Genomic DNA, 21,471 nt, shown 5'->3' with positions numbered 1-21,471 from the left:
GAAGAGAGAATGCCGGAATGAGTAGCGAGATGGAAGTGAGAATCTTCCAGGCCGAATATCTAAGGTTTCCAGAGTAAAGCTGATCTGCTCTGGGTAAGTCGGGACCTAAGGCGAGGTCGAAAGACGTAGTCGATGGACAACAGGTTGAAATTCCTGTACCGCATATTATCAGAACTGTGGGGACACAGAACCGAGAGAGAACCCGGGAATGAAAAGACCGGGGCAAACATTGGACTGGCTAAGATGGAAAATCCGCTTAGCAACAGGAAGGTGTGACGCGTACCGAACAAAAGTAGGGAAGTCTCTGTAGGGGCTGTCAAGAAAAGCCGCTATTGTGTAATATGTGCCCGTACCGTAAACCGACACAGGTGGATGAGGAGAGAATCCTAAGGCCGGCGGGAGAAGCATTGTTAAGGAACTCGGCAAAATGACCCCGTAACTTCGGGATAAGGGGTGCCTGAGAAATCAGGCCGCAGAGAATAGGCTCAAGCAACTGTTTAGCAAAAACACAGGTCTATGCAAAACCGAAAGGTGAGGTATATGGGCTGACGCCTGCCCGGTGCTGGAAGGTTACGAGGAGGGGTTAGCGGCAACGCGAAGCTCTGAATTTAAGCCCCAGTAAACGGCGGCCGTAACTATAACGGTCCTAAGGTAGCGAAATTCCTTGTCGGGTAAGTTCCGACCCGCACGAAAGGCGTAATGATTTGAGCGCTGTCTCGACAATGCACCCGGTGAAATTGAAATACCAGTGAAGATGCTGGTTACCTGCGCCAGGACGGAAAGACCCCATGGAGCTTTACTCCAGCTTGATACTGGGATTCGGTGCTGCATGTACAGGATAGGTGGGAGGCAATGAAGATAGGACGCCAGTCTTATCAGAGCCGATGTTGGGATACCACCCTTGCGGTATTGGATTTCTAACCTGCAGCCATAACCTGGCTGGGGGACAATGTCAGGCGGGGAGTTTGACTGGGGCGGTCGCCTCCGAAAGAGTATCGGAGGCGCTCAAAGGTTCCCTCAGAATGGTCGGAAACCATTCGAAGAGTGCAAAGGCATAAGGGAGCTTGACTGCGACACCGACGGGTGGAGCAGGTAGGAAACTAGGACTTAGTGATCCGGTGGTATAAAGTGGGATTGCCATCGCTCAACGGATAAAAGCTACCCTGGGGATAACAGGCTTATCACTCCCAAGAGTTCACATCGACGGAGTGGTTTGGCACCTCGATGTCGGCTCATCGCATCCTGGGGCTGTAGTAGGTCCCAAGGGTTGGGCTGTTCGCCCATTAAAGCGGTACGCGAGCTGGGTTCAGAACGTCGTGAGACAGTTCGGTCCCTATCCGGCGTGGGCGTAGGATATTTGAGAGGAGCTGTCCTTAGTACGAGAGGACCGGGATGGACTGACCTCTGGTGTATCTGTTGGTGATCAACACCATGGCAGAGTAGCCAAGTCGGGAAGGGATAAACGCTGAAGGCATCTAAGCGTGAAGCCCCCCTCAAGATGAGATATCCCATCGCAAGAGTAAGACCCCTTGAAGACGACGAGGTAGATAGGGCAGAGGTGGAAGCATGGTAACATGTGCAGCTGACTGTCACTAATAGGTCGAGGGCTTAACCAGGTTGGTTTAGGTAAGAGGAAAGAACGGATGAAAGATATATAACAATGTGTGGTTTTGAGGGTATATGCCCAGATAAAAGAATAATTAATAAGCGCGAGTGGCTCAGTTGGTGGAGTACGACCTTGCCAAGGTCGGGGTCGCGGGTTCGAGTCCCGTCTCGCGCTTTTTTTATTTGCCGGAAGTCTTTCTTTTAATAGAAGACTCTGGTCTTTTTTTATTTTCAGGATAGATTATATGGACGAAATACGGAAATAAGGTATACATAGATTTCAGAATGTGATAAAATGCGGATGGATATACCAAATAAGAATACCTGATATTCTGCAGTATGAATGGAATGTTATGAAAAGAGGAACTGGTAGAATTGTCTGACGGAAGATAAGGAGGGTATATGTTAGATCGTGTGATTACCATAAGCAGAGAGTTTGGAAGCGGCGGCAGGGAACTGGGAATGAAGCTGTCAGAGAAACTTGAAATCCCTTTCTACGACAAAGAATTAATTTCTTTAACTGCGCATGAGACAAACCTGTCTGTGACTGAGTTTCTTAATTATTATGAAAGCATTCCCGTAACAGAGCAATCATTGGAACCACCCCTTTATACCTCATTTTCCCCTCTGTATGAAATACCTATATCTGATCAGGTATTTCTCGCTCAGTCCAGAGTGATTAAAAGTCTGGCTGAAAAGGGACCGTGTATAATTGTTGGAAGGTGTGCGGACAGGGTTCTCGAAGACAGCATCAATCTATTTATATACGCAGGGATTGAACATCGGACCCAGCGGATTATTTCCTTAAATAAAGATCTGGATCCTGAATTAGTAGAGAATAAAATCAGGGAAACAGATCGGAAAAGAAAAGATTATTATCAGTATTATACAGGCTGTGAATGGGGAAAGGCGCAAAATTATCACCTTTGTCTGGACAGCGGTCTAGCCGGTGTAGAAGGTTGTTATCAGGCCGTTTTAAGCTATTTAGGTCACTGTATTTAATTATAGTTATGAAGGAGTATGGTTGTGAACGTAAGATTGAGTAAAAAGATAAGAAGAGTTTTTTCGGGCTTGATGGCAATTGTGTTGATAGCTTTGACTGCAACGACCGGTTATGCCCAGGAGGCGGTTGGACCAGGAGCAGGTGGAAAGGCTGGTAATGCCGCATCGGTGAATGGTGTATCCATATATGTGAGCAAACGGTTGAAAACCCTGACATTAAAACAGAATGGGACTTTAATCGGAGAGTATCCCGTTTCCATTGGTGCTTCGTCTTCTGACGGAAACAAAAAGGTGGAAGGTGATATGAGAACTCCCAGCGGTCAGTTTTACGTCTGTACGAGGAATGACAAAAGTGTAGCATATCTGGCACTTGGGCTTTCTTATCCCGGAATAGAAGATGCGAATCGGGGATTTGAGCAAGGAATCATTACCCAGGAGCAAAGAGATGAAATTATTAATGCTAATTTAAACGGACAGCAGCCTCCGTGGGAAACAGCACTGGGCGGAGCTATTATGATTCATGGATGCAGAGTTCCGGATGGAACAACTCATGGATGCGTAGCAGTTGATAATGAAGTGATGGATGTTTTGTGGAGTTATTGTAATTTGGGTGTTCCGGTCACAATCGGTCCATAAATGAAGTCCTCAAACTCGGTATATGCCGTTTTTGGGGACTTTTTTAATGCCTGTCCTTGTAATATAAGAACCTTTGTACTATAATAACTAAGATTATATACTATTGAAAAAAGACAGAGGTGGAATGCCCATGCGATTTGCTAGAAGAATGAACCATTTTGGAGAGGGAATCTTTTCTAAGCTTCTGGAGCTGAAACGCCAGAAAGAGGAGAAAGGGGAAACGGTAATTGATCTAAGCGTGGGAGCACCAAATATTCCGCCGGCTGGACATATTACACAAGCTCTTTGCGAAGCGGCCGCTGATCCCAATAATTATATTTACGCCATTCATGATCAGAAAGAATTATTAGAGGCAGTCGCTTTATGGTATCAAAGACGATATGGAGTTACCCTGAATCCTTCATCAGAAATCTGCTCACTTCTTGGTTCTCAGGAGGGGCTTGCACATATAGCTCTGTCTATTATAGACGAAGGTGACGTAGTGCTTGTTCCTGATCCCTGTTATCCGGTATTTGCCGATGGTCCTTTACTGGCTGGAGCCAGTCTTTTTTACATGCCTCAGAGGAAAGAAAAGGATTATCTTATGGATTTTTCAGAAATACCGGAAGAGATTGCTATAAAAGCCAGGTTCATGATTGTTTCTTATCCAAATAATCCTACCACAGCTATGGCACCTGACAGCTTCTATAAGGATTTAATTAACTTTGCAAAAAAGTATGACATCGTGGTTTTACATGATAATGCCTATAGTGAACTGGTTTTTGACCAGCGTCAATGCGGTAGCTTTTTAAGTTTCGATGGTGCAAAAGATATTGGAGTAGAATTTAATTCTCTTTCTAAAACCTATGGACTCGCTGGTGCAAGGATTGGATTCTGCCTGGGAAACCGGGAAGTTGTTGAAAAAATAAAAACTCTAAAATCTAATATGGACTATGGGATGTTTCTTCCTGTTCAAAAAGCGGCGATTGCTGCAATTACAGGCGATCAATCCTGTGTTGAGTCAACCAGAAAGGCATATGAAAGACGAAGAGACGCTTTGTGTGAACATATGACCCGAATTGGGTGGAATATGGAAAAGCCCCAGGCTACCATGTTTGTATGGGCAAAGGTTCCGGACAAATTTAAAGATTCAGAGACATTTTCCAGAGAACTTCTGGAAAAGGCTGGAGTACTGGTAACACCTGGGAGTGCGTTTGGTCCTTCGGGAGAGGGATTTGTAAGACTTGCGCTGGTGCGTGAGGAAGAGATGCTCATTCAGGCTGCCGAACAGGTAGATAAAAGTGGAATTTTGAGGTGAGACATATGAAAAAGAGATTGGTGTGGACAGTGACAGCAGTCTTATATATTTTATTTATTTACTCCAACTCTCTTAAGACAGCAGATCTATCATCGGTTGACAGCGGGCATGTTTTGGAGTATTTAAGGAATCTGTTTATCTCTGCTGGAATAGAGAGCCGGTGGCTCACAGAGCATATAATCCGAAAGGCAGGTCATTTCTCGGAATATACGCTGTTAGGGATAATTTTGTATCAATGTGTGAAATCATATGAAATTACTATGGAGAAGCGGTTATTTATCCATGGAATGGCAGGTTTTCTGATTCCTTTTATTGATGAAACCATTCAGCTGTTTGTACCGGGAAGATCGGGACAGATCTCTGATGTATGGCTGGATTGTTCAGGAGTGGCAGCCGGAACTGCGATTGCAGCACTCCTGTTTTTTATATACGCAAAAGAATGGAGTAAAATATGACGAATTACAGGATTGTAGTTGAGTATGACGGAAGCCGTTATGACGGCTGGCAGAAGCAGGGAAATACCGATCAGACCATACAGGGGAAGATAGAGACTGTTTTAGAACGATTATGCGGACAAAGCGTGGAGGTACATGGATCTGGCAGAACAGATGCAGGGGTACACGCTCTTAATCAGGTTGCAAATTTTCACGTTGATATAAATAAAAAGGGACAGGAGATAATGGAGTATTTAAATCATTACCTGCCTGAAGATATCCGGGTAAAGGCACTGGATCAGGTGCCGGAGCGGTTTCACAGCCGTTTGAATGCACAGGAAAAGACATATCTTTACCGTATTGAAATGGGAGAAAAGAAACAGGTGTTTGATCGTAAATATATTTATGGTCTTCATAAAAGTCTGGATGTAGAAGCAATGGAGCGGGCAGCGGTTTTACTCTGTGGAGAGCACGATTTTAAAAGCTTTTGTTCTAACAGGAAGATGAAGAAATCAACAGTAAGAAATTTAAAGAAAATAGAATTTGAAAAAGAGGATACCAGAATATTCGTTCGTTTTACTGGCGATGGATTTCTCTATAATATGGTAAGAATTCTTATGGGCACTTTAATAGAAGTGGGACTGAAAGAACGAAGACCTGAGGAGATGTCTGGTATATTAAAGGCGCTGGACCGGCAAATGGCAGGTTATACCGTGCCTCCGGAAGGCCTTTTTTTAGAGAGTGTCAACTATTAACTTTAAAATCAGGAAAGGAGAATTATGACTGATTTTTTGGTTCGCATATTTGTGAAAGACTACAAAAACATGGAGGATTCCCTGGTTCGCACCAGATACGGGCTGATGGCAAGTGTGGTGGGGATCTTCTGCAACATCCTTTTGTTCACCGCTAAGCTTTTAACGGGACTTCTCATAAACAGTATCTCTGTTATGGCAGACGCATTTAATAACTTATCGGATGCGGCTTCCTCGATTATAGGGTTTATTGGTGTGAAGATGGCTGGGAAACCGGCGGATGAGGAGCACCCATTTGGACATGGTAGAGTGGAATATATTGCGGCATTTATTGTTGCATTCCTTGTTATCCAGGTAGGATTTTCACTGTTTAAAACCTCAATAGATAAAATTCTCCACCCTCAGGAGATGTCTTTTCATGCAGTGTCTGTTGTTATCCTTATTTTGTCTGTATTAGTGAAATTATGGATGGCGTTTTTTAACAGGACTCTTGGAAATCGAATACAGTCAGCAGTAATGAAGGCGACCGCAGCAGATTCTATGGGTGATGTAATAACCACCTCCTCTACTATTTTATCTGTGGGTATTTATGGTATCTGGGGGGTAAATATTGATGGAATTGTGGGTGTGATTGTCTCAGTCATCGTCATGTGGGCGGGTATCAGGATTGCAAAAGATACTCTTACGCCATTAATCGGTGAGCCCATTGATCCAAAGCTTTACCAGGAAATTACTGATTTTGTGGAAGCCTATGAAGGAATTGTGGGTAGTCATGACCTGATTGTTCATAATTATGGACCAACCAGAAGTATGGCTTCCATTCATGCTGAAGTTCCTAATGACGTAAATGTAGAGGTGTCCCATGAGATTATCGACCGGATTGAACGGGAGGCATTAAAAAAATTTGGTATATTTCTTGTAATTCATATGGATCCTGTGGAAACCAGGGATTCGAAAGTAATGGAATTTGGAAGTATGGTGGAAAATGTGATACAAGATACAGATGAAAGAGTCACATTTCATGATTTCAGAATGATAGAAGGAAAAGATCAGATTAATCTGATCTTTGATCTGGTGGTTCCCAGGGAATATGACCGCAAAAAAAGGGAATGGCTAAAAGAAGAGATCACAAAAAAGGTAACTGAGATAGATAAACGCTGCTGTCTGGTCATAACCGCGGAAAGCGGTTTTGGTGTGGAAAAATAAGGTAATAAAATATTTCCATTTTATGCAATAAGATGACAGAAATCAGCATTAACCTAATAGAAAGGAAATCGGATCCATGCTGTTTATGGGATTGATGAGCTTTGGCGGAGCTGAAGATTACAGCCTGTTAAGCGATGAAGCGCTTTTGAAAAAAGTGGCAGAAGGCGACCAGGAGGCTTTTCAGCGTTTATATCAGAATACAGACCGCACGATGTACAGTTTTATTCTGTCCATTATAAAGCACCCACAGGATGCGGAGGAAATCTTGCAGGAAGTCTATTTAAAGATATGGACTTCTGCAAAGAGCTACAAATCCCAGGGGAAACCTTTGGCGTGGATGTTTACCATAGCACGGAATTTATGCTATATGAAATTCCGGGAGCAGAAGCATGACTCGGACATTACGTTAGAAGACTTGTCTGGTACGGAAACCGGAGAGGTCTGTTCAGAAATAGAGATGGCAGCAGATAAGATGGTATTGCTGGCTGCATTGTCAATTTTAAAGGAAGAGGAGAGAGAGATCGTTCTTCTTCATACTTCCGCCGGAATGAAGCACAGGGAAATAGCGGCCAGCTTAAAGATTCCATTGGCAACTGCTCTGTCCAGATATAACCGTGCTATGAAAAAACTGGAAAATTATTTAAGAGAGGAGTAGGCTTTGATATGGCTTTAGATAAACACAAACAACTAAATAGAAAACAGATCGAAGCCTGCTTAAAATCTGCAACTGATGACTTAATCCCCAATGTACTGGACCGGATTGATTTAAGCACTCCCCAGATTGAAGAGACCAGTGTTTCAAGGCCATTCTTTTTTAAACGGCAGAGGGTGATTGCTGGGCTGATTGCAGCCTGCTTCTGTATGATTATGCTTGCGGGAGGAACTTATAGCTATCAAAACAGCAGAGTGGATTCTGTCATAGGAATTGATGTGAACCCCAGTGTTGAACTATCTGTAAACAAGAAAAACAGGGTGTTGAAAGCGGAGGCGGTCAATCAGGACGGGATGACAATACTTAAGGATATGGATATGGAAGGCGTGGATTTAAATGTGGCTGTTAACGCCATTATCGGATCCATGGTTACCCATGGCTTTCTTGATGATCTGGATAATGCAATACTGGTTACTGTATCCAATGACAGTATTAAAAAGGCTTCTAACTTAAGATCTGCAGTGGTCACTGATATCAGGACGACTCTGGAGGAAAAAAGATTAAAAGCGGTTGTGTATGACCAGCAGGTCATAGAGGAAGACGATGTGAAGCAGCTGGCCCAGGAATATAACATATCCTATGGAAAAGCTTATTTCTTAAAAGAACTGATTGCTCAGAATTCTTCCCTTTCTATGGAAGATATGGAAGAACTGGCTCCACTTACCATGGAAGAGATTGCTAAGGTCATAACAGAAAGGTCCTATGCAGTGGGAACTAAGACAAAGGTTTCAGAGGAAACCCTGGAAGAGACCAAGACCAGCATCCAGACAACAGAGGAAACGACTACAAAGAACGAGACAGAGTCTGTCACTGAAACCACTCCGGAATCCACATCTGCTGAGACCCAGAGCCAGGTCCATACAGAGCCATCAAGCACCCAGCCTACGGCTACAAGCGGGGAAACAACGGCAGCAGCAACTACATCTGAGGATGTGGTGTCATCAGAGAAAATAAAGATTGATTACGTGGACTATGAGAATGGTATTGTCATGGTTCACTTTAAAACGAGAGTCAAATGGAAAAATCCTACAGTTTCGGTAAAGGATGGAGATAATAACACATACTCATCAAAGATAGAAGATACCGATTCTGATTATTGTGAGATCAGTGTAACCGGCTTAGAAGGAGGCAGGGAATATACCTTTGTACTTGGAGGAATATCACCGAAATCGGGTAAGCAGACCACTGTAAAAGGCGTTTTTGAGACACCTGTAATTGGGAACGGGGAAGCTGATGACACGGAAACAGAAGAGACCACCGAGCAGGTAGTGACAAAACCATCTGAAACTACAACCACGAAAGCGCCGGAAACAGATACAACCGTGGCAGAGAAAAAGAATACAGAATCAGTAAATCAGGAAGGGCATTCAGTACAATAAGGCTCTTCCTGAGCTTTAAGAATATTTGGTAAAAAAATGTAAAATAGTGCTTGACCACAGGAGAAAGCTATAGTATAATACACTCGTTGCACTGATGGGCTATCGCCAAATGGTAAGGCAACGGACTCTGACTCCGTCATTTCAAGGTTCGAATCCTTGTAGCCCAGTGATGAAAAAAATAAAAAAGCGTTGGTTTGCGAAAGCAGATCAACGCTTTTTTTGAAGCATTCAATTTGGCTAATTTAATGCTTCAATCAGTGAAATCAGGGCCAGTGACTGACCATAAGCCATGGGACGAATTGTTATATTTTTATAGTGATCTGCATTGTAACCCATGCCGGTTCCTGCGGAAACATTTAAGACGGTCCCGTCTTCGGCTATATTATTACAGATTCCTTCAATAGCCCTGGCTGCACAGTCATGATATGTTTCATTCAGAATTCCCATTTTAATTCCTTTTAAAATACCACCTGCAATCGCAGCAGATCCCGATACTTCCTCATAGCTATCCGGGTCAGCAAGAACAGTATGCCACAGCCCGGAAGGAGCCTGTAACTTTTTCAGGGCATTCACCTGGGCTTTGTAGGTATCTGTCAGATATGTGAGAAGTCCCGGATCCAGAGTTTGATCAAATGACTCAATCAGTTCAAGTATTCCATAGGTAAACCAGGAATTACCTCTGCACCAGAAAATTCCGCCAAAATTACTGTTTAGGGGAAAACTCCAGCCATGATAAAACAATCCGGTATGCTTGTCATATAAATATTTAATATGAAGTAATACCTGATGGAGAGTTTCGCCTATCCAGTCCTCATTTTTGAAACGATGTCCCATTTTATTTAAAAACAGAACTGCCATGAATAATGTATCAATCCACATTTCACCGTCATTTAACAAAACCCCATCACGGTTTCCTATTGCAGTTACCACATGCTGGAAGCCGCCTTCTTTCGTCTTCGGCAGTTCGTTCATCAGCCATTGGGCATGATCCAGACAGAGTTTTTCGTAATCCGGGTTTTGAAACGCATCCAGCAGTTGGGCTAAAACAAGATAGGGGGCAGTGGTATTTATATTTTTGCTGGGAAGACCTTTCTGCAGATTATTTTGAAACCAGCGGTCGAAAAATTCTAAGTAACGGTCATCTCCATAAAAAGCCTGAAGTTTTAACAGTCCATAGAGACCTACGCCCTGAGGCCAGTCCCATTCTTCAATGCCAAAATCTCTGGCAATAATGCCGCGGCTTGCATCTTCCTTTCCCACTGAGCGGTCATTTTCATAATTACCACCTCCCAGATTCATCAGTTTGTCCATTACAAGATGGATTTTCGGAAGTAATTCCTTGTTTGTCATTTCATTCTCCTCCATTTAATTTCTTAGCGTATGCGCTAGGTGTCATCCCCGTTCCTTTCTTAAAAATCTGACTAAAATACTGGGGATTATTTCCACACCCTACCTGCTGTGCAACCCATTGTATCTGTTCTGTATGACCTTCTGCTAATAATTGCTTGGCTTTTTGGATGCGCAGGGCAGTGATGTAGTTAGAAAATTTCTGCTTTGTTTCTTTACTGAATCGTTTGCTGACATAATCTACATTCATAAAAAGATAATTTTCGGCGATGCATTTTAATGTAAGATTGGGATCATCCAGATGCGCGACCACATATCCAATGATTTTGTCAATGAAAGGGCTGTAGTGCTGGGAACGGCTGGAAGGCTTTTTCAGGATTTCGTTCAGCTTTCTGCACAGCATGTGTCGGATTTCAGAATATTCAGTCTGCTGGTTTAAGTCCATCAGGTACTCTGTGGTATCCACCGATGACAGATAGCTGGTTTCCGTAGCCAGTTTAATTAGAATTCGTGATCCGGCCTGCTTTAAAAAATCCGTATTGCTGATATCGTTTAACGTTGCAGTAAGATTTTCCACACAGGATTTCCGTTCCGGTTCTTCTGCTACGATTAAACGTGCAGTCAGTTCTTCAATTTTAGTAATTAAATTTTTATAATTGCAGATAGGGACCGGTTCTAGTCCATTCATGTAATAAATAATTCCATAACGTCTTATTTTTGTGATCAGATTTTTTAAAAGCTGTTCAAGGCTTTGGAAGGTGCTTCGTTTATAGTCTAATTGAAAAGGCAGCTCCTTTGGTTTTAAGGTCTGCATAAACAAATCAAATTGGTCATAGGAGGCCTGGTATCTTTCAAAAAAAAGAATCAGTGAGTTTTTCACATAGATACAATACAGTTCAATTCCGGGGGCATGCTCTGCCATGTATTCGTAAATGCGGCTTAAAACGAAATTTAAATATTCTTCTTCTAAATAGTGAAGGAAGCACAATTCATATCCCGTCTGATAGAAATCCATAAATCCTGAATAAGCATCCCAGGAAAATTTAGCAGGATCAGACTTAAAAATCTGCTCATTAATAATATTACCCATAATGCTGTGGTGGAGATTAACCGTCAGCGCCTTCTGGCGTTCCTTTAAATCCTGAAAAGCCTGGCGGTGATAGTATTCCTTTATGATATCTTTCATGCTTTCTACGATTTGTTCTTCGTTGCAGGGCTTAAGCAGATAATGGTGAACCCGGTATTTCATTGCCTGTTTTGCATATTCGAATTCTCCGAATCCGGACAGGAGAATAAACTGGGTGTCCATATGTGCCTCATAGATACGCTCTATTAATTCAAGTCCAGACAGGCCGGGCATGCGGATATCGGTCATTACAATATGGGGTGATTCATCGAGAATCATGTGATAGGCCTCGATTCCGTCACGGCATGTTCCTACCAGTTCAATGCCAAGGCTGTTCCAGTCAATCAGGGAGGAGATTGATTCCCGTATTACCCGTTCGTCATCGGCAATTATTAATTTAAGCATGATTATTCTCCTTTCGTATCAAAAATGTCTTTAGGAGTCCGGCTCAGAGGAAAAGAAAGCTGTGCGACGGCCTGGTCATCCTCATTATAGAGGGTAAGGCCGTAGTGTTCTCCGTAAGTAAGCTTCATTCGCTCCGATATATTTAACAGGCCGATTCCAAAACCATGAGGTTTAGCTTCCCGGTTTTTCAATTTGTTTATCAGGTCTTCTTCAAAAGCGGAGCTGTTATTTCTGACTGTGACAATGAGGGAAGTACCGTCTGCTTCAGCTGTAATTAAAATCCGGCATCCTTCTGTATTTTCTTCCAGTCCATAACGGATTGCATTTTCCACCAGGGGCTGGAGGGTCAGTTTTAACACATAACAACCAACCAAATTTTCAGGGGCAGATATTTCATATTCCAGCCGGTCCTCATACCGGTACTTCTGAATGGTCATATAACATTGCACCAGCTCAAGTTCCCTGCTTAAAGGTACCTGCTTACTTTTCTGGTCCAGTGTGATGCGAAGGAGAGTTCCCAGAGATTCTGTCATGGAAGAGATATCTTTTGCACCAACTGTTTTTGCCCTCCAGTTAATTGATTCTAGGGTATTGTATAAAAAGTGAGGATTCATCTGTGTCTCCAGCGCTTTTAGCTGGGCTTCCTTTATCAGTATTTTATTCAGGTAATTTGTTTTAATCAGCTGATTTACTTTATCCACCATCTGGTCAAAGCAGGAGTGCAGAATTCCTAATTCATCAGTGCGTTTGCTGTAATCATAGGAAACCTGGGGTATTTCAGTCTGCCCTGCTGCAAAGCGTTCCATTTTTATAATGAGATTATCAAAATGTCTGGTGATTGAGTCGATTAATGAAGAGGACATCAGGATAGCCAGTCCAATGGAGACAGCAATAATAATCAGGCATACTTCCAGGCTTGTTCGGAGAGAATTTGCAATGCTGCCATAGGGTATCAGACAGACATAATCCCAGCCATATTCCGGTATGATTCCTTTGACGTAAAAGAAACTGTTCCCATCTTTATTTACAAGTCCATATCTGGAATGGAAATATGTTCCAAAAAGAGTTTTATGGTCAGTCTTTATACTGGAGGAATTATAGATTAAGTTCTCCTGACTGGAAAGAATATAGCCGGTGTCATCATTAAAATGACTGGTGTTAGTGGCAGCATTAACGAGTCCGTCTACGTTGATGCTTACAATCAGTGTTCCCAGCGGATCAAGAGTCAGATATTCTGTGCGCAGCAAATGCTTGACCATAAATAAACCATATTGATCGCTGTAGTCGGTAATCCAGATGGTTCGTCCTCTGGCGTCCTCGGCTCTTGTGACCAGATCCTCAACCACGGATTCCGGAAGTGTTTTTCCAGCTGCAATATGAGTATGGATGGAATACCGGTCCTGATAGAGACTCATAAAGTTAATGTTATTTTTGCGGAAGGTAAAATAATATTCATTTAAAACGCCGTAGAGTGATTTGTATGCAATGGAACGGTCCTGGATGCTAGTGGAATCTTTTAATATACCAAGTCCGTTCTGTATATTGGTATCAGCCAGAAACATATCCGCCATTGTAGATATATTATCCAGCCGGTTATTTAACTCTTTGCCAGTATAAGATAAAGAGGAAGCCACAGACTGATAAAGCACCTTTTGATTGGCCTTTGTAATCAGCTGAATACTAAAAAGAGAGGCCAAAGCCAGAAGGATAATGCAAAAAAATACAATGGAATGAATCTTCTTTTTTAAAGAGAGATTTCTTATAAAATGCTTCATAAAAACCGCCTTTCGGGTCTGTAGTAATGACAGCTAAATTATATATAAAACATTTTGCCAATACAACCGGTTAGCACAAAGAACTATTCAAATTATACACACAACACGGTTTTTTCAACCTGGAAGCCGGTTTTAATCATTTACTGGGATTAGAGGGGGAAGTATAATGAAAAACGCCTGATATACGAAAAAATGATTGGAGGAAGGTTATATGAAGAAAAAAATTGCGTTACTTATTGCGTCAGTTATTGCATTAGCGTCCCTTTCCGGATGCGGAAGCAGTGGTACAGCCACTACTGCAGATACAGCGGCGGGATCTACAGCAGCGGGGTCTACAGCAGAAACCACAAAGGCAGCAGTGGGGGATGAAAGTGGAAAACTGAAGCTAACCATGAGTTGGTGGGGAAATCAGGTCAGAAATGAGAAAACACAGGCAGCACTTGATTTGTATACCGAGCAGAATCCTGGAACAGTAATAGAGGGTCAGTTCTCTGAGTGGTCTGATTACTGGAATAAACTGGCCACATCTGCAGCAGGTCAGGCGATCCCTGATATTGTTCAGATGGATTATTCATTTATTGACCAGTATGTAAAAAACGGTCTTCTGGTGGATTTGACACCCTATATAAAAGATGGCACGTTGGATGTCTCAAATATTTCTGATAATACCATGGCAAGCGGTACGGTGAACGGAGGCGTGTATGCGGTCTGTGCAGGAATTAATGCACCATCACTGCTGTATAATAAGACACTTTTAGATAAAAATGGTATTGTGGTCAAGGACTATATGACAACCGATGAATTTATTGATTTATGCCGTGAGGTTTATAAGAAGACCGGGTATAAAACAAACATTGCCTATTACAATGCAGGTGCGTTTCTGGATTATTTCATGAGAGGAAATGATGTTGTTCTCTATGGGGATAAAAAGATGGGCGGAGAGGAAAAAGATTATCTTCCATTTTTCCAGATGTATGAAACAGGTATCAAAGAAGGGTGGTTTATAGATCCAGGCGTATTTGCTGAGCTTTCCATCGGTTCCGTGGAGCAGGAGCCTCTGGTTTACGGTTCCAGTCCTGAAACCATGTCCTGGTGCGCTTTTTATAATTCAAACCAGCTGACTGCAATGCAAAAAGCGGCTCCGGAAGGCATGGAGATTGGTATCACTACCTGGCCTTCAGCTGATCCGAAAAAGTCTGGTTATTTAAAATCCAGCCAGTTCTTTTCTGTAGGAGCTCATTCAAAGAATCCGGAAGAAGCAGTAAAGGTAATTAACTTTTTGACCAATTCCTCCGATGCAAATAATATTTTACTGGGTGAACGGGGAGTTCCGGCTTCCAGTAAGATTGCCGGTGAACTGTCACCAAAGATGAGTGAAGTGGAACAGAAAGTCATTCATTATGTTAATGAAGTAGTTACTCCAAATTGTTCCCCCATTAATCCGCCCCAGCCAGATGGTGCCAGCGAGGTCTCAAATCTGTTAAACCAGGTACAGGAACAGGTTTGTTATAGTGTATATGATGCCGAAACAGCCGCCAAAGAATTCTATAACGGGGCAAATGAAATTATGAGCAAGAAATAATGAATCAGAATACGGGGGCAGAGACAGCTTTGCCCCTGTTTAATCAAGAAGACGGTTATCTATGAATGGAGGATGTCTATGAAAGATACGTTAGGTGCAGGACTCAGACATTTCCTGAACAAAGAAAGCACAGCGGGAGTGGTATTCAGCCTTCCTTTTATTGTTGGATTTCTGCTGTTTATGGTTGTACCTATGGGAATTTCCTTTTACTATTCTTTATGTGATTATAATATTTTGTCTCCGCCTGTTTTCACAGGTTTAAATAATTACATAAAAATGTTTACTGATGACAATGTGTTTTATAAAACCATAGGAGTCACGTTTTATTTTGCCTTTGTATCGGTTCCTCTGCGTCTGATCTTTGCGCTTATGGTAGCCCTGCTTCTGCTGAAATCATCAAAGGCAACCGGCTTTTACCGGGCATTTTACTATCTTCCGTCCATTATCGGAGGATCTGTGGCAGTCTCCATATTATGGAAACGGATGTTTGCAACTGATGGTGTAGTGAATCTGCTTCTGGGTATTTTAGGAATACACACTAATTTTCCATGGCTTGGAAATAATAAAACGGCAATCTGGACACTTATAATACTGGCAATCTGGCAGTTTGGTTCTTCCATGCTGATTTTTCTATCATCTTTAAAGCAGATTCCGGTATCGCTTTATGAAGCTTCCCGGGTAGACGGAGCCAATAAATTTTCCCAGTTTTTCAAGATTACACTGCCTCTGCTGACGCCCACTATTTTCTTTAATCTGGTTATGCAGATGATTAACGGTTTTCTTGCATTTACCCAATGCTTTATTATTACCCAGGGAAAACCCCTTAACTCCACCTTATTTTATACCGTTTATATGTATCAGCAATCTTTTGAGTTTTATAACACCGGATACGGTGCAGCTCTGGCATGGGTAATGCTGCTTTTGATCTGCGTGATAACAGTGATACTGTTTGCAACAAAAAGATTCTGGGTTTATACAGAAGGAGTGTGAGGCAGATGATGACCAGAAAAAAAGCAGGTAAGATTTTATACCATGTAATTGTGTGCAGCCTGGGACTTGTAATGATTTATCCTCTGTTTTGGATGTTTATGAGTTCATTTAAGGAATCAAATACCATTTTTTTAACAGCGGGCCAGCTGATTCCGGAAAAATTTGTATTTACCAATTATACAAACGGCTGGAAGGGATTCGCAAAAATCTCGTTTGCAGTTTTTTTTAAGAATTCTTTTTTCATAGCCATCACAGCAACATTAGGAACTGTTTTTTCTTCCGCTCTGGTAGCTTACGGACTTGCAAGATGCAGATTTTTCGGTAGAAAAATTCTGTTTGCAGCAATGCTGGTATCCATGATGCTTCCGGCACAGGTGCTTATGATTCCCCAATATTTATGGTATCAGAAATTAGGCTGGGTAGGAAGCTATAAACCACTGATTCTTCCCTACTGTTTTGCAATTCAGGGTTTCTTTGTTTACCTGATGATTAATTTTATTGATGGCATACCAAGGGAGCTTGATGAGGCAGCTAAGATCGACGGCTGCTCCTATTACAGCATATTTTCCAGGATTATCATGCCCCTTATCACACCGGCGTTAATTACTGCCAGCATATTTTCCTTTATGTGGAGATGGGATGACTTCCTGTCAGCCCTGCTTTATATCAACGAATCCGCAAGGTATCCGGTCAGTCTTGCCCTTAAACTTTTTTCCGATCCGGGATCTTCTTCGGATTACGGAGCCATGTTTGCAATGGCAAGCCTGTCCATTTTACCGGCAGTGATTATTTTTATCTGCCTGCAGAAATATCTGGTGGAGGGCATCAGTACATCGGGTTTAAAGGGATAAAAGGAGAAGAATCATGATAAATAAAAATGTTCCAAGACCTGATTTTGCGAGGGAAGAATGGACGGATCTCAATGGAGAGTGGGAGTTTTCGTTTGATGAACCGGTATTTGATAAAAAAATCAAGGTTCCGTTCTGCTATCAGTCGGAAATGAGCGGAATCTGTAATACAGAGGTTCACCATGTTGTCTGGTATCGGAAAGAATTTGATGTTGAGAAAAGCAGATTAATGGATAAAAGCCTGCTTTTAAAATTTGGAGCTGTGGATTATGAGGCTGAGGTTTATGTCAATCAGATGTATGCGGCAGGTCACAGAGGCGGTCATACTCCCTTTGAGGCTGACATTACGGGACTGGTTTTGGAAGGAAAAAATGTTATAACCGTTAAAGTAATGGATTATAGCGATGAGGATAAGCCCAGAGGAAAACAGACCTGGACAGGAGAAAACTTTGCATGCTGGTACACGCCAACTACAGGAATATGGCAGAGTGTGTGGCTGGAGTATGCAGGAAAAACCTATATAAAACGAATAAAAGCGACTCCCGATCTGGAACGGAATGAAGTTCTATGTGAAATTTTTATTTCTTCTATGGATAAGCTGAAGGCAGAAATTTCGTTTAGCAGTCTTCCGGCAGAGGGTGGGACTGAGATGGATCTTGGAAGTCTGAATGTGGTCTGCGAAAATGGGTATGGAAAAGGCATTCTGGCCTTACCTGACTTAGATGTGCGCAGGGAAGAGATGATCTGGACACTGGAAAAGCCCAATTTGATTGGGATGGAGGCAATGCTTCTGAATGATAAGGTGTCAGGATATTTCGGACTCCGGTCTGTCTGTATCTCTAATGGAAGAATTCTTTTGAACGGTGAGGTATTATACCAGAGGCTGGTTTTGGATCAGGGATACTGGAAACAGAGCCTTCTTACGCCTCCAGATGAGGAATCCATTAAAAAAGATATCATACTTGCAAAACAAATGGGATTTAATGGTGCAAGAAAGCATCAGAAAATTGAGGATCCCAGATATTATTACTGGGCGGACAGGCTGGGATTTCTTGTATGGGGGGAAATGCCAAGCTGTTATAAGTGTACAGACAGCACTTTAAAAAACACCTCTGCAGAACTAACTGAATTTATTGAACGGGATTATAATCATCCATCCATTATTACGTGGGTTACTGTCAATGAAAGCTGGGGAATGAGAAATATCAGAACGGACAGCAGTCAGCAGAGCCTGGCTAATATGCTGTATTATCAGGCCAAAGCATTGGACAGAACCAGACTGGTGAGCGGAAATGACGGCTGGGAACAGACTGAGAACACGGATATACTGGCATTGCATGATTATGAACTGATGCCTGAAAATACAGGAAAATATGAATCTATGGAAGATATCATGAATGGACATGCAGAACGTCGTATGGCTCTGGCTGATGGTCAGAACTATGGGGGACAGCCTGTTCTGATGACAGAGTATGGCGGTATCGCATTTACTTCAGAAACGGAGGGCTGGGGTTATTACAATAAAGCTGGAAGCCAGGAGGAGTTTCTAAAGCGCCTTGAGCCGGTTACTGACTTTCTTATTAAAAGCAGAAAATTTTCCGGTTTTTGTTATACCCAGCTGACGGATGTGATGCAGGAAACAAACGGGCTGTTAAGGGAAGACAGAACACCAAAACTACCCATGGAAGAACTGAAACGGATATTTGGAAAGAAAAGCTACGAGTAAGTATGGGACAGTGTGTCTCAAAGGAGCAGTTCAGCCAGGCCGGCTGAGCTGTTATCCATAAGTATACCGCTATCAAAGTCAGCTGGTAAAATTTTTAACTAAAAAATCAAAAAAAACTTGACTATTTAAAAGATATCTTGTATAATTCCTTTTGTTGTGTTAATGGGCTATCGCCAAATGGTAAGGCAACGGACTCTGACTCCGTCATTTTCAAGGTTCGAATCCTTGTAGCCCAGCTTCTGAGCGGGACCTGATATGGTCCCGTTTTTTTGTGTAATTGATCTATATTTGGACGAACTGTTAAATCTATGTTAAAAGATAATCCTTTCTGGATTTTTAAGGGAAATGAGGTGCAGCATGTTGCGCTTTTATCTGGACAATCGTTAAAAAATGCTTTATAATGTTATATAATTTTGAGGAGAAAATTTAAATGTATACATTCGGCAGCAGAGTACGATATAGTGAGACAGATGAATATGGAAAACTTTCATTAACCGGTATTATGAATTATCTGCAGGATTGTTCCACTTTTCAATCTGAGGATAATGGGCTGGGAGTGGCATATTTTAACGATAGGCACAAAGTATGGTGGTTATCATCCTGGCAGATTGTTGTGGATCGTTATCCGACTCTTGGTGAAAAAATCACGATCAACACCTGGCCCTATGATTTTAAAGGATTTTACGGATACCGTAATTTTACTGTATGCGATCAGGAGGGCAATTATCTGGTAAGAGCCAATTCCGTATGGTTTTTGTTTGATACGGAGAAAGGACGGCCTGCAAAAATTGAGGCAGATGATATCAGCGGTTATGGAACCACATGGGAGAAACCTCTTGAAATGGAGTATGCTCCCCGTAGAATTGAAGTTCCTGATCAATATGAAGCTTCAGCTCCTGTTACCGTGGAAAGGCATCACATTGATACCAACCACCATGTGAATAATTCCAAATATGTGGAGATTGCCAGGGAAGTGCTTCCAGATGGAATGGAAGTGTCGGAACTGAGAGTGGAATATAAAAAGGCAGCAGTCTTCGGAGATGCAGTCTATCCCAGAGTCAGTAAGACAGAGGAAGGATACGTTGTTTCTCTGTGTGATGAACAGGGGGCAGCTTACGCAGTCATTTGGCTGCGTGGAACAACAGAGAGGATATAAGATGATTGAATTAGGTAAGATGCAGACCCTCACAGTCCAGAGGGTAAAGGAGTTCGGCGTGTATTTAGGAGAAGATGCCGGCAGTGAAGTATCTGTACTGCTTCCAAAGAAACAGGTTCCTGAAGGAACGGGGCAGGGAGATGAGATTACGGTTTTTATCTACAAGGATTCAGAAGACCGGTTGATTGCGACGACTGCAGTTCCCAAGCTTTTAGTTGGTGAGACCGAAGTTCTGAAAGTGAAGGAAGTAGGAAAGATCGGCGCATTTCTGGACATGGGACTGGAGAAGGATCTGCTCCTGCCATATAAAGAGCAGACATATAAAGTAAGAACCGGTGAAAATGTTCTTGTTACTTTGTACATTGATAAAAGTAAGCGGCTGGCTGCAACCATGCGGGTTTATGCCCATATGAGCAATCAGTCTCCTTATAAAAAGGATGATCAGGTTACAGGGATTATCTATGAATTCAGCGATACGCTGGGTGCATTTGTTGCAGTAGATAAAAAATATTATGGACTGATTCCCAAAAAGGAGCTTTTTGAGAAATACAGGGAAGGTGATGAGATTACAGCAAGGGTCACTAAGGTAAGAGAAGATGGAAAACTGGATTTAAGTCCAAGGCAGAAAGCATATATTCAGATGGATGCGGATTCACTAAAGGTTCTTGAAATCATTGAAGATCAGTTTTCAGGAAGTCTGCCATTTACTGACAAAGCTGATCCGGAGATGATCAAGCGGGAATTTTCCATGAGCAAGAATGCTTTTAAACGTGCAGTGGGACATCTTCTTAAAGAAGGTAAAGTTAAGATAACAGAAAACAAAATTGAAGTAATTAATTAGCGGGTAAGCGGATAACAGGAGGATTATTTTGGACTCGATAGACTATTATAATAAGTATGCGGCAAAGGAATTTGAAGAAACAGTAAATCAGGATATGTCAGAAATCATGAGAGAATTTTTAAATTATCTGGAGGAGGGCGATACGATTCTGGATTTGGGCTGCGGCTCAGGAAGAGACAGCCTTACTCTATATGAACTGGGATATGATGTGACACCCCTTGATGCATCTTCTGAGATGTGTAAGCTGGCGGAAATTCACACTGGTCTTGATGTACTACAGATGACATTTGAGCAGATAGATTTTGACGACGTATTCGATGGAATCTGGGCGTGTGCATCACTGCTTCATACTCCGAAAAAGGAACTGTCAGGCATTCTTACAAAGATAGCAAGGGCCTTAAATGAGAAGGGTATTCTATATATGTCTTTTAAACTGGGAGATTTTGAGGGGTTCCGTGGCGAACGGTATTTCAGTGACTTTACCACAGACTCTATTTCCCAGCTCTTAAGAGAAAACGGCAGATTTGAAATTTTAAAGCTGTGGGAGACCGAAGATATTCGTTCTGGTCATTCTGACGTAAGATGGCTGAACGTTCTTGCGAAAAAGAAATAAAAATATTTAAAATATTACAAGGCGGTGTCGAAAATAACG

At 42.2% G+C, this 21,471-nt stretch carries 18 protein-coding genes, 3 tRNA genes and 1 rRNA gene (1 of these 22 running past the window's edge); 19 read left to right on the top strand and 3 right to left on the bottom strand.

Annotated elements, in window-relative coordinates:
* The 11 genes from ACOAOT_RS16700 to ACOAOT_RS16650 form a co-directional block, all read left to right on the top strand.
* A 23S ribosomal RNA gene (locus ACOAOT_RS16700) occupies positions 1-1,616 on the top strand; it begins 1,275 nt to the left of the window's first position.
* A 91-nt stretch (positions 1,617-1,707) separates the two neighbouring features.
* Positions 1,708-1,780: transfer RNA gene (locus ACOAOT_RS16695), tRNA-Gly, on the top strand.
* Between the two features lie 227 nt (positions 1,781-2,007).
* On the top strand, positions 2,008-2,607 hold the full coding sequence (locus ACOAOT_RS16690) for a cytidylate kinase-like family protein (protein WP_420218024.1): 600 nt from the start codon (positions 2,008-2,010) through the stop codon (positions 2,605-2,607).
* A gap of 24 nt (positions 2,608-2,631) precedes the next feature.
* Entirely contained in the window at positions 2,632-3,243 is a 612-nt protein-coding gene (locus ACOAOT_RS16685; RefSeq protein ID WP_420218023.1) for a L,D-transpeptidase family protein, read from the top strand.
* A gap of 130 nt (positions 3,244-3,373) precedes the next feature.
* Positions 3,374-4,540 (top strand): aminotransferase class I/II-fold pyridoxal phosphate-dependent enzyme, encoded by a 1,167-nt coding sequence (locus ACOAOT_RS16680; RefSeq protein ID WP_420218022.1) that lies wholly within the window; start codon positions 3,374-3,376, stop codon positions 4,538-4,540.
* A gap of 5 nt (positions 4,541-4,545) precedes the next feature.
* Positions 4,546-4,995 carry a VanZ family protein gene (locus tag ACOAOT_RS16675; RefSeq protein WP_420218021.1) on the top strand — a complete coding sequence of 150 codons (450 nt, stop codon included), beginning with the start codon at positions 4,546-4,548 and terminating at the stop codon, positions 4,993-4,995.
* Positions 4,992-5,729, top strand: coding sequence for a tRNA pseudouridine(38-40) synthase TruA (truA, locus tag ACOAOT_RS16670; RefSeq protein WP_420218020.1), 738 nt, complete (start codon positions 4,992-4,994; stop codon positions 5,727-5,729). The genes ACOAOT_RS16675 and truA overlap by 4 nt, the downstream gene beginning before the upstream one ends.
* Before the next feature lie 24 nt (positions 5,730-5,753).
* The gene (locus ACOAOT_RS16665) at positions 5,754-6,932 is read left to right on the top strand and encodes a cation diffusion facilitator family transporter (protein WP_420218019.1); all 1,179 of its coding nucleotides are present in this window, start codon (positions 5,754-5,756) and stop codon (positions 6,930-6,932) included.
* A gap of 76 nt (positions 6,933-7,008) precedes the next feature.
* On the top strand, positions 7,009-7,587 hold the full coding sequence (locus ACOAOT_RS16660) for an RNA polymerase sigma factor (RefSeq protein ID WP_104439735.1): 579 nt from the start codon (positions 7,009-7,011) through the stop codon (positions 7,585-7,587).
* An 8-nt stretch (positions 7,588-7,595) separates the two neighbouring features.
* A complete protein-coding gene (locus ACOAOT_RS16655) occupies positions 7,596-9,023 on the top strand; it encodes an anti-sigma-I factor RsgI family protein (RefSeq protein WP_420218018.1) in 1,428 nt (475 codons plus the stop codon).
* A 95-nt stretch (positions 9,024-9,118) separates the two neighbouring features.
* Positions 9,119-9,190: transfer RNA gene (locus ACOAOT_RS16650), tRNA-Gln, on the top strand.
* A 70-nt stretch (positions 9,191-9,260) separates the two neighbouring features.
* Here the strand turns inward: ACOAOT_RS16650 and ACOAOT_RS16645 are convergent.
* Genes ACOAOT_RS16645 through ACOAOT_RS16635 form a run of 3 tightly spaced genes read right to left on the bottom strand, consistent with a single transcriptional unit; the run spans position 9,261 to position 13,676 of the window.
* Positions 9,261-10,373, bottom strand: coding sequence for a glycoside hydrolase family 88/105 protein (locus tag ACOAOT_RS16645; RefSeq protein ID WP_420218017.1), 1,113 nt, complete (start codon positions 10,371-10,373; stop codon positions 9,261-9,263).
* A gap of 1 nt (position 10,374) precedes the next feature.
* Positions 10,375-11,901 (bottom strand): response regulator transcription factor, encoded by a 1,527-nt coding sequence (locus ACOAOT_RS16640; protein WP_420218016.1) that lies wholly within the window; start codon positions 11,899-11,901, stop codon positions 10,375-10,377.
* 2 nt (positions 11,902-11,903) lie between these two features.
* The gene (locus ACOAOT_RS16635; RefSeq protein ID WP_420218015.1) at positions 11,904-13,676 is read right to left on the bottom strand and encodes a sensor histidine kinase; all 1,773 of its coding nucleotides are present in this window, start codon (positions 13,674-13,676) and stop codon (positions 11,904-11,906) included.
* A 211-nt stretch (positions 13,677-13,887) separates the two neighbouring features.
* On the opposite strand from ACOAOT_RS16635, the gene ACOAOT_RS16630 reads away from it, so the two are divergent.
* From ACOAOT_RS16630 to ACOAOT_RS16595, 8 genes are all read left to right on the top strand, one after another.
* The gene (locus ACOAOT_RS16630; protein ID WP_420218014.1) at positions 13,888-15,258 is read left to right on the top strand and encodes an ABC transporter substrate-binding protein; all 1,371 of its coding nucleotides are present in this window, start codon (positions 13,888-13,890) and stop codon (positions 15,256-15,258) included.
* Positions 15,259-15,336: 78 nt separating this feature from the next.
* A complete protein-coding gene (locus tag ACOAOT_RS16625; RefSeq protein ID WP_420218013.1) occupies positions 15,337-16,248 on the top strand; it encodes a carbohydrate ABC transporter permease in 912 nt (303 codons plus the stop codon).
* Positions 16,249-16,253: 5 nt separating this feature from the next.
* Positions 16,254-17,099, top strand: a complete 846-nt coding sequence (locus ACOAOT_RS16620) for a carbohydrate ABC transporter permease (RefSeq protein ID WP_104439742.1) — start codon at positions 16,254-16,256, stop codon at positions 17,097-17,099.
* Between the two features lie 13 nt (positions 17,100-17,112).
* Positions 17,113-18,822, top strand: coding sequence for a glycoside hydrolase family 2 protein (locus ACOAOT_RS16615; protein ID WP_420218011.1), 1,710 nt, complete (start codon positions 17,113-17,115; stop codon positions 18,820-18,822).
* A 163-nt stretch (positions 18,823-18,985) separates the two neighbouring features.
* Positions 18,986-19,058 (top strand) — tRNA-Gln (locus ACOAOT_RS16610).
* Positions 19,059-19,252: 194 nt separating this feature from the next.
* Positions 19,253-19,978, top strand: a complete 726-nt coding sequence (locus tag ACOAOT_RS16605; RefSeq protein ID WP_420218010.1) for an acyl-[acyl-carrier-protein] thioesterase — start codon at positions 19,253-19,255, stop codon at positions 19,976-19,978.
* 1 nt (position 19,979) lies between these two features.
* Positions 19,980-20,819: a CvfB family protein gene (locus ACOAOT_RS16600; RefSeq protein ID WP_420218009.1), complete on the top strand. Its 840-nt coding sequence runs from the start codon at positions 19,980-19,982 to the stop codon at positions 20,817-20,819.
* A gap of 28 nt (positions 20,820-20,847) precedes the next feature.
* Positions 20,848-21,432 (top strand): class I SAM-dependent methyltransferase, encoded by a 585-nt coding sequence (locus ACOAOT_RS16595; protein WP_420218008.1) that lies wholly within the window; start codon positions 20,848-20,850, stop codon positions 21,430-21,432.
* Positions 21,433-21,471: the final 39 nt, after the last annotated feature.

Origin of the sequence: Lacrimispora struthionigena, assembly GCF_048627165.1 — a bacterium.
Classification (GTDB): Bacteria; Bacillota; Clostridia; order Lachnospirales; family Lachnospiraceae; genus Lacrimispora.
Note: the sequence above shows the minus strand (reverse complement) of the source record. Positions and strands in the feature narration are given on the sequence as shown.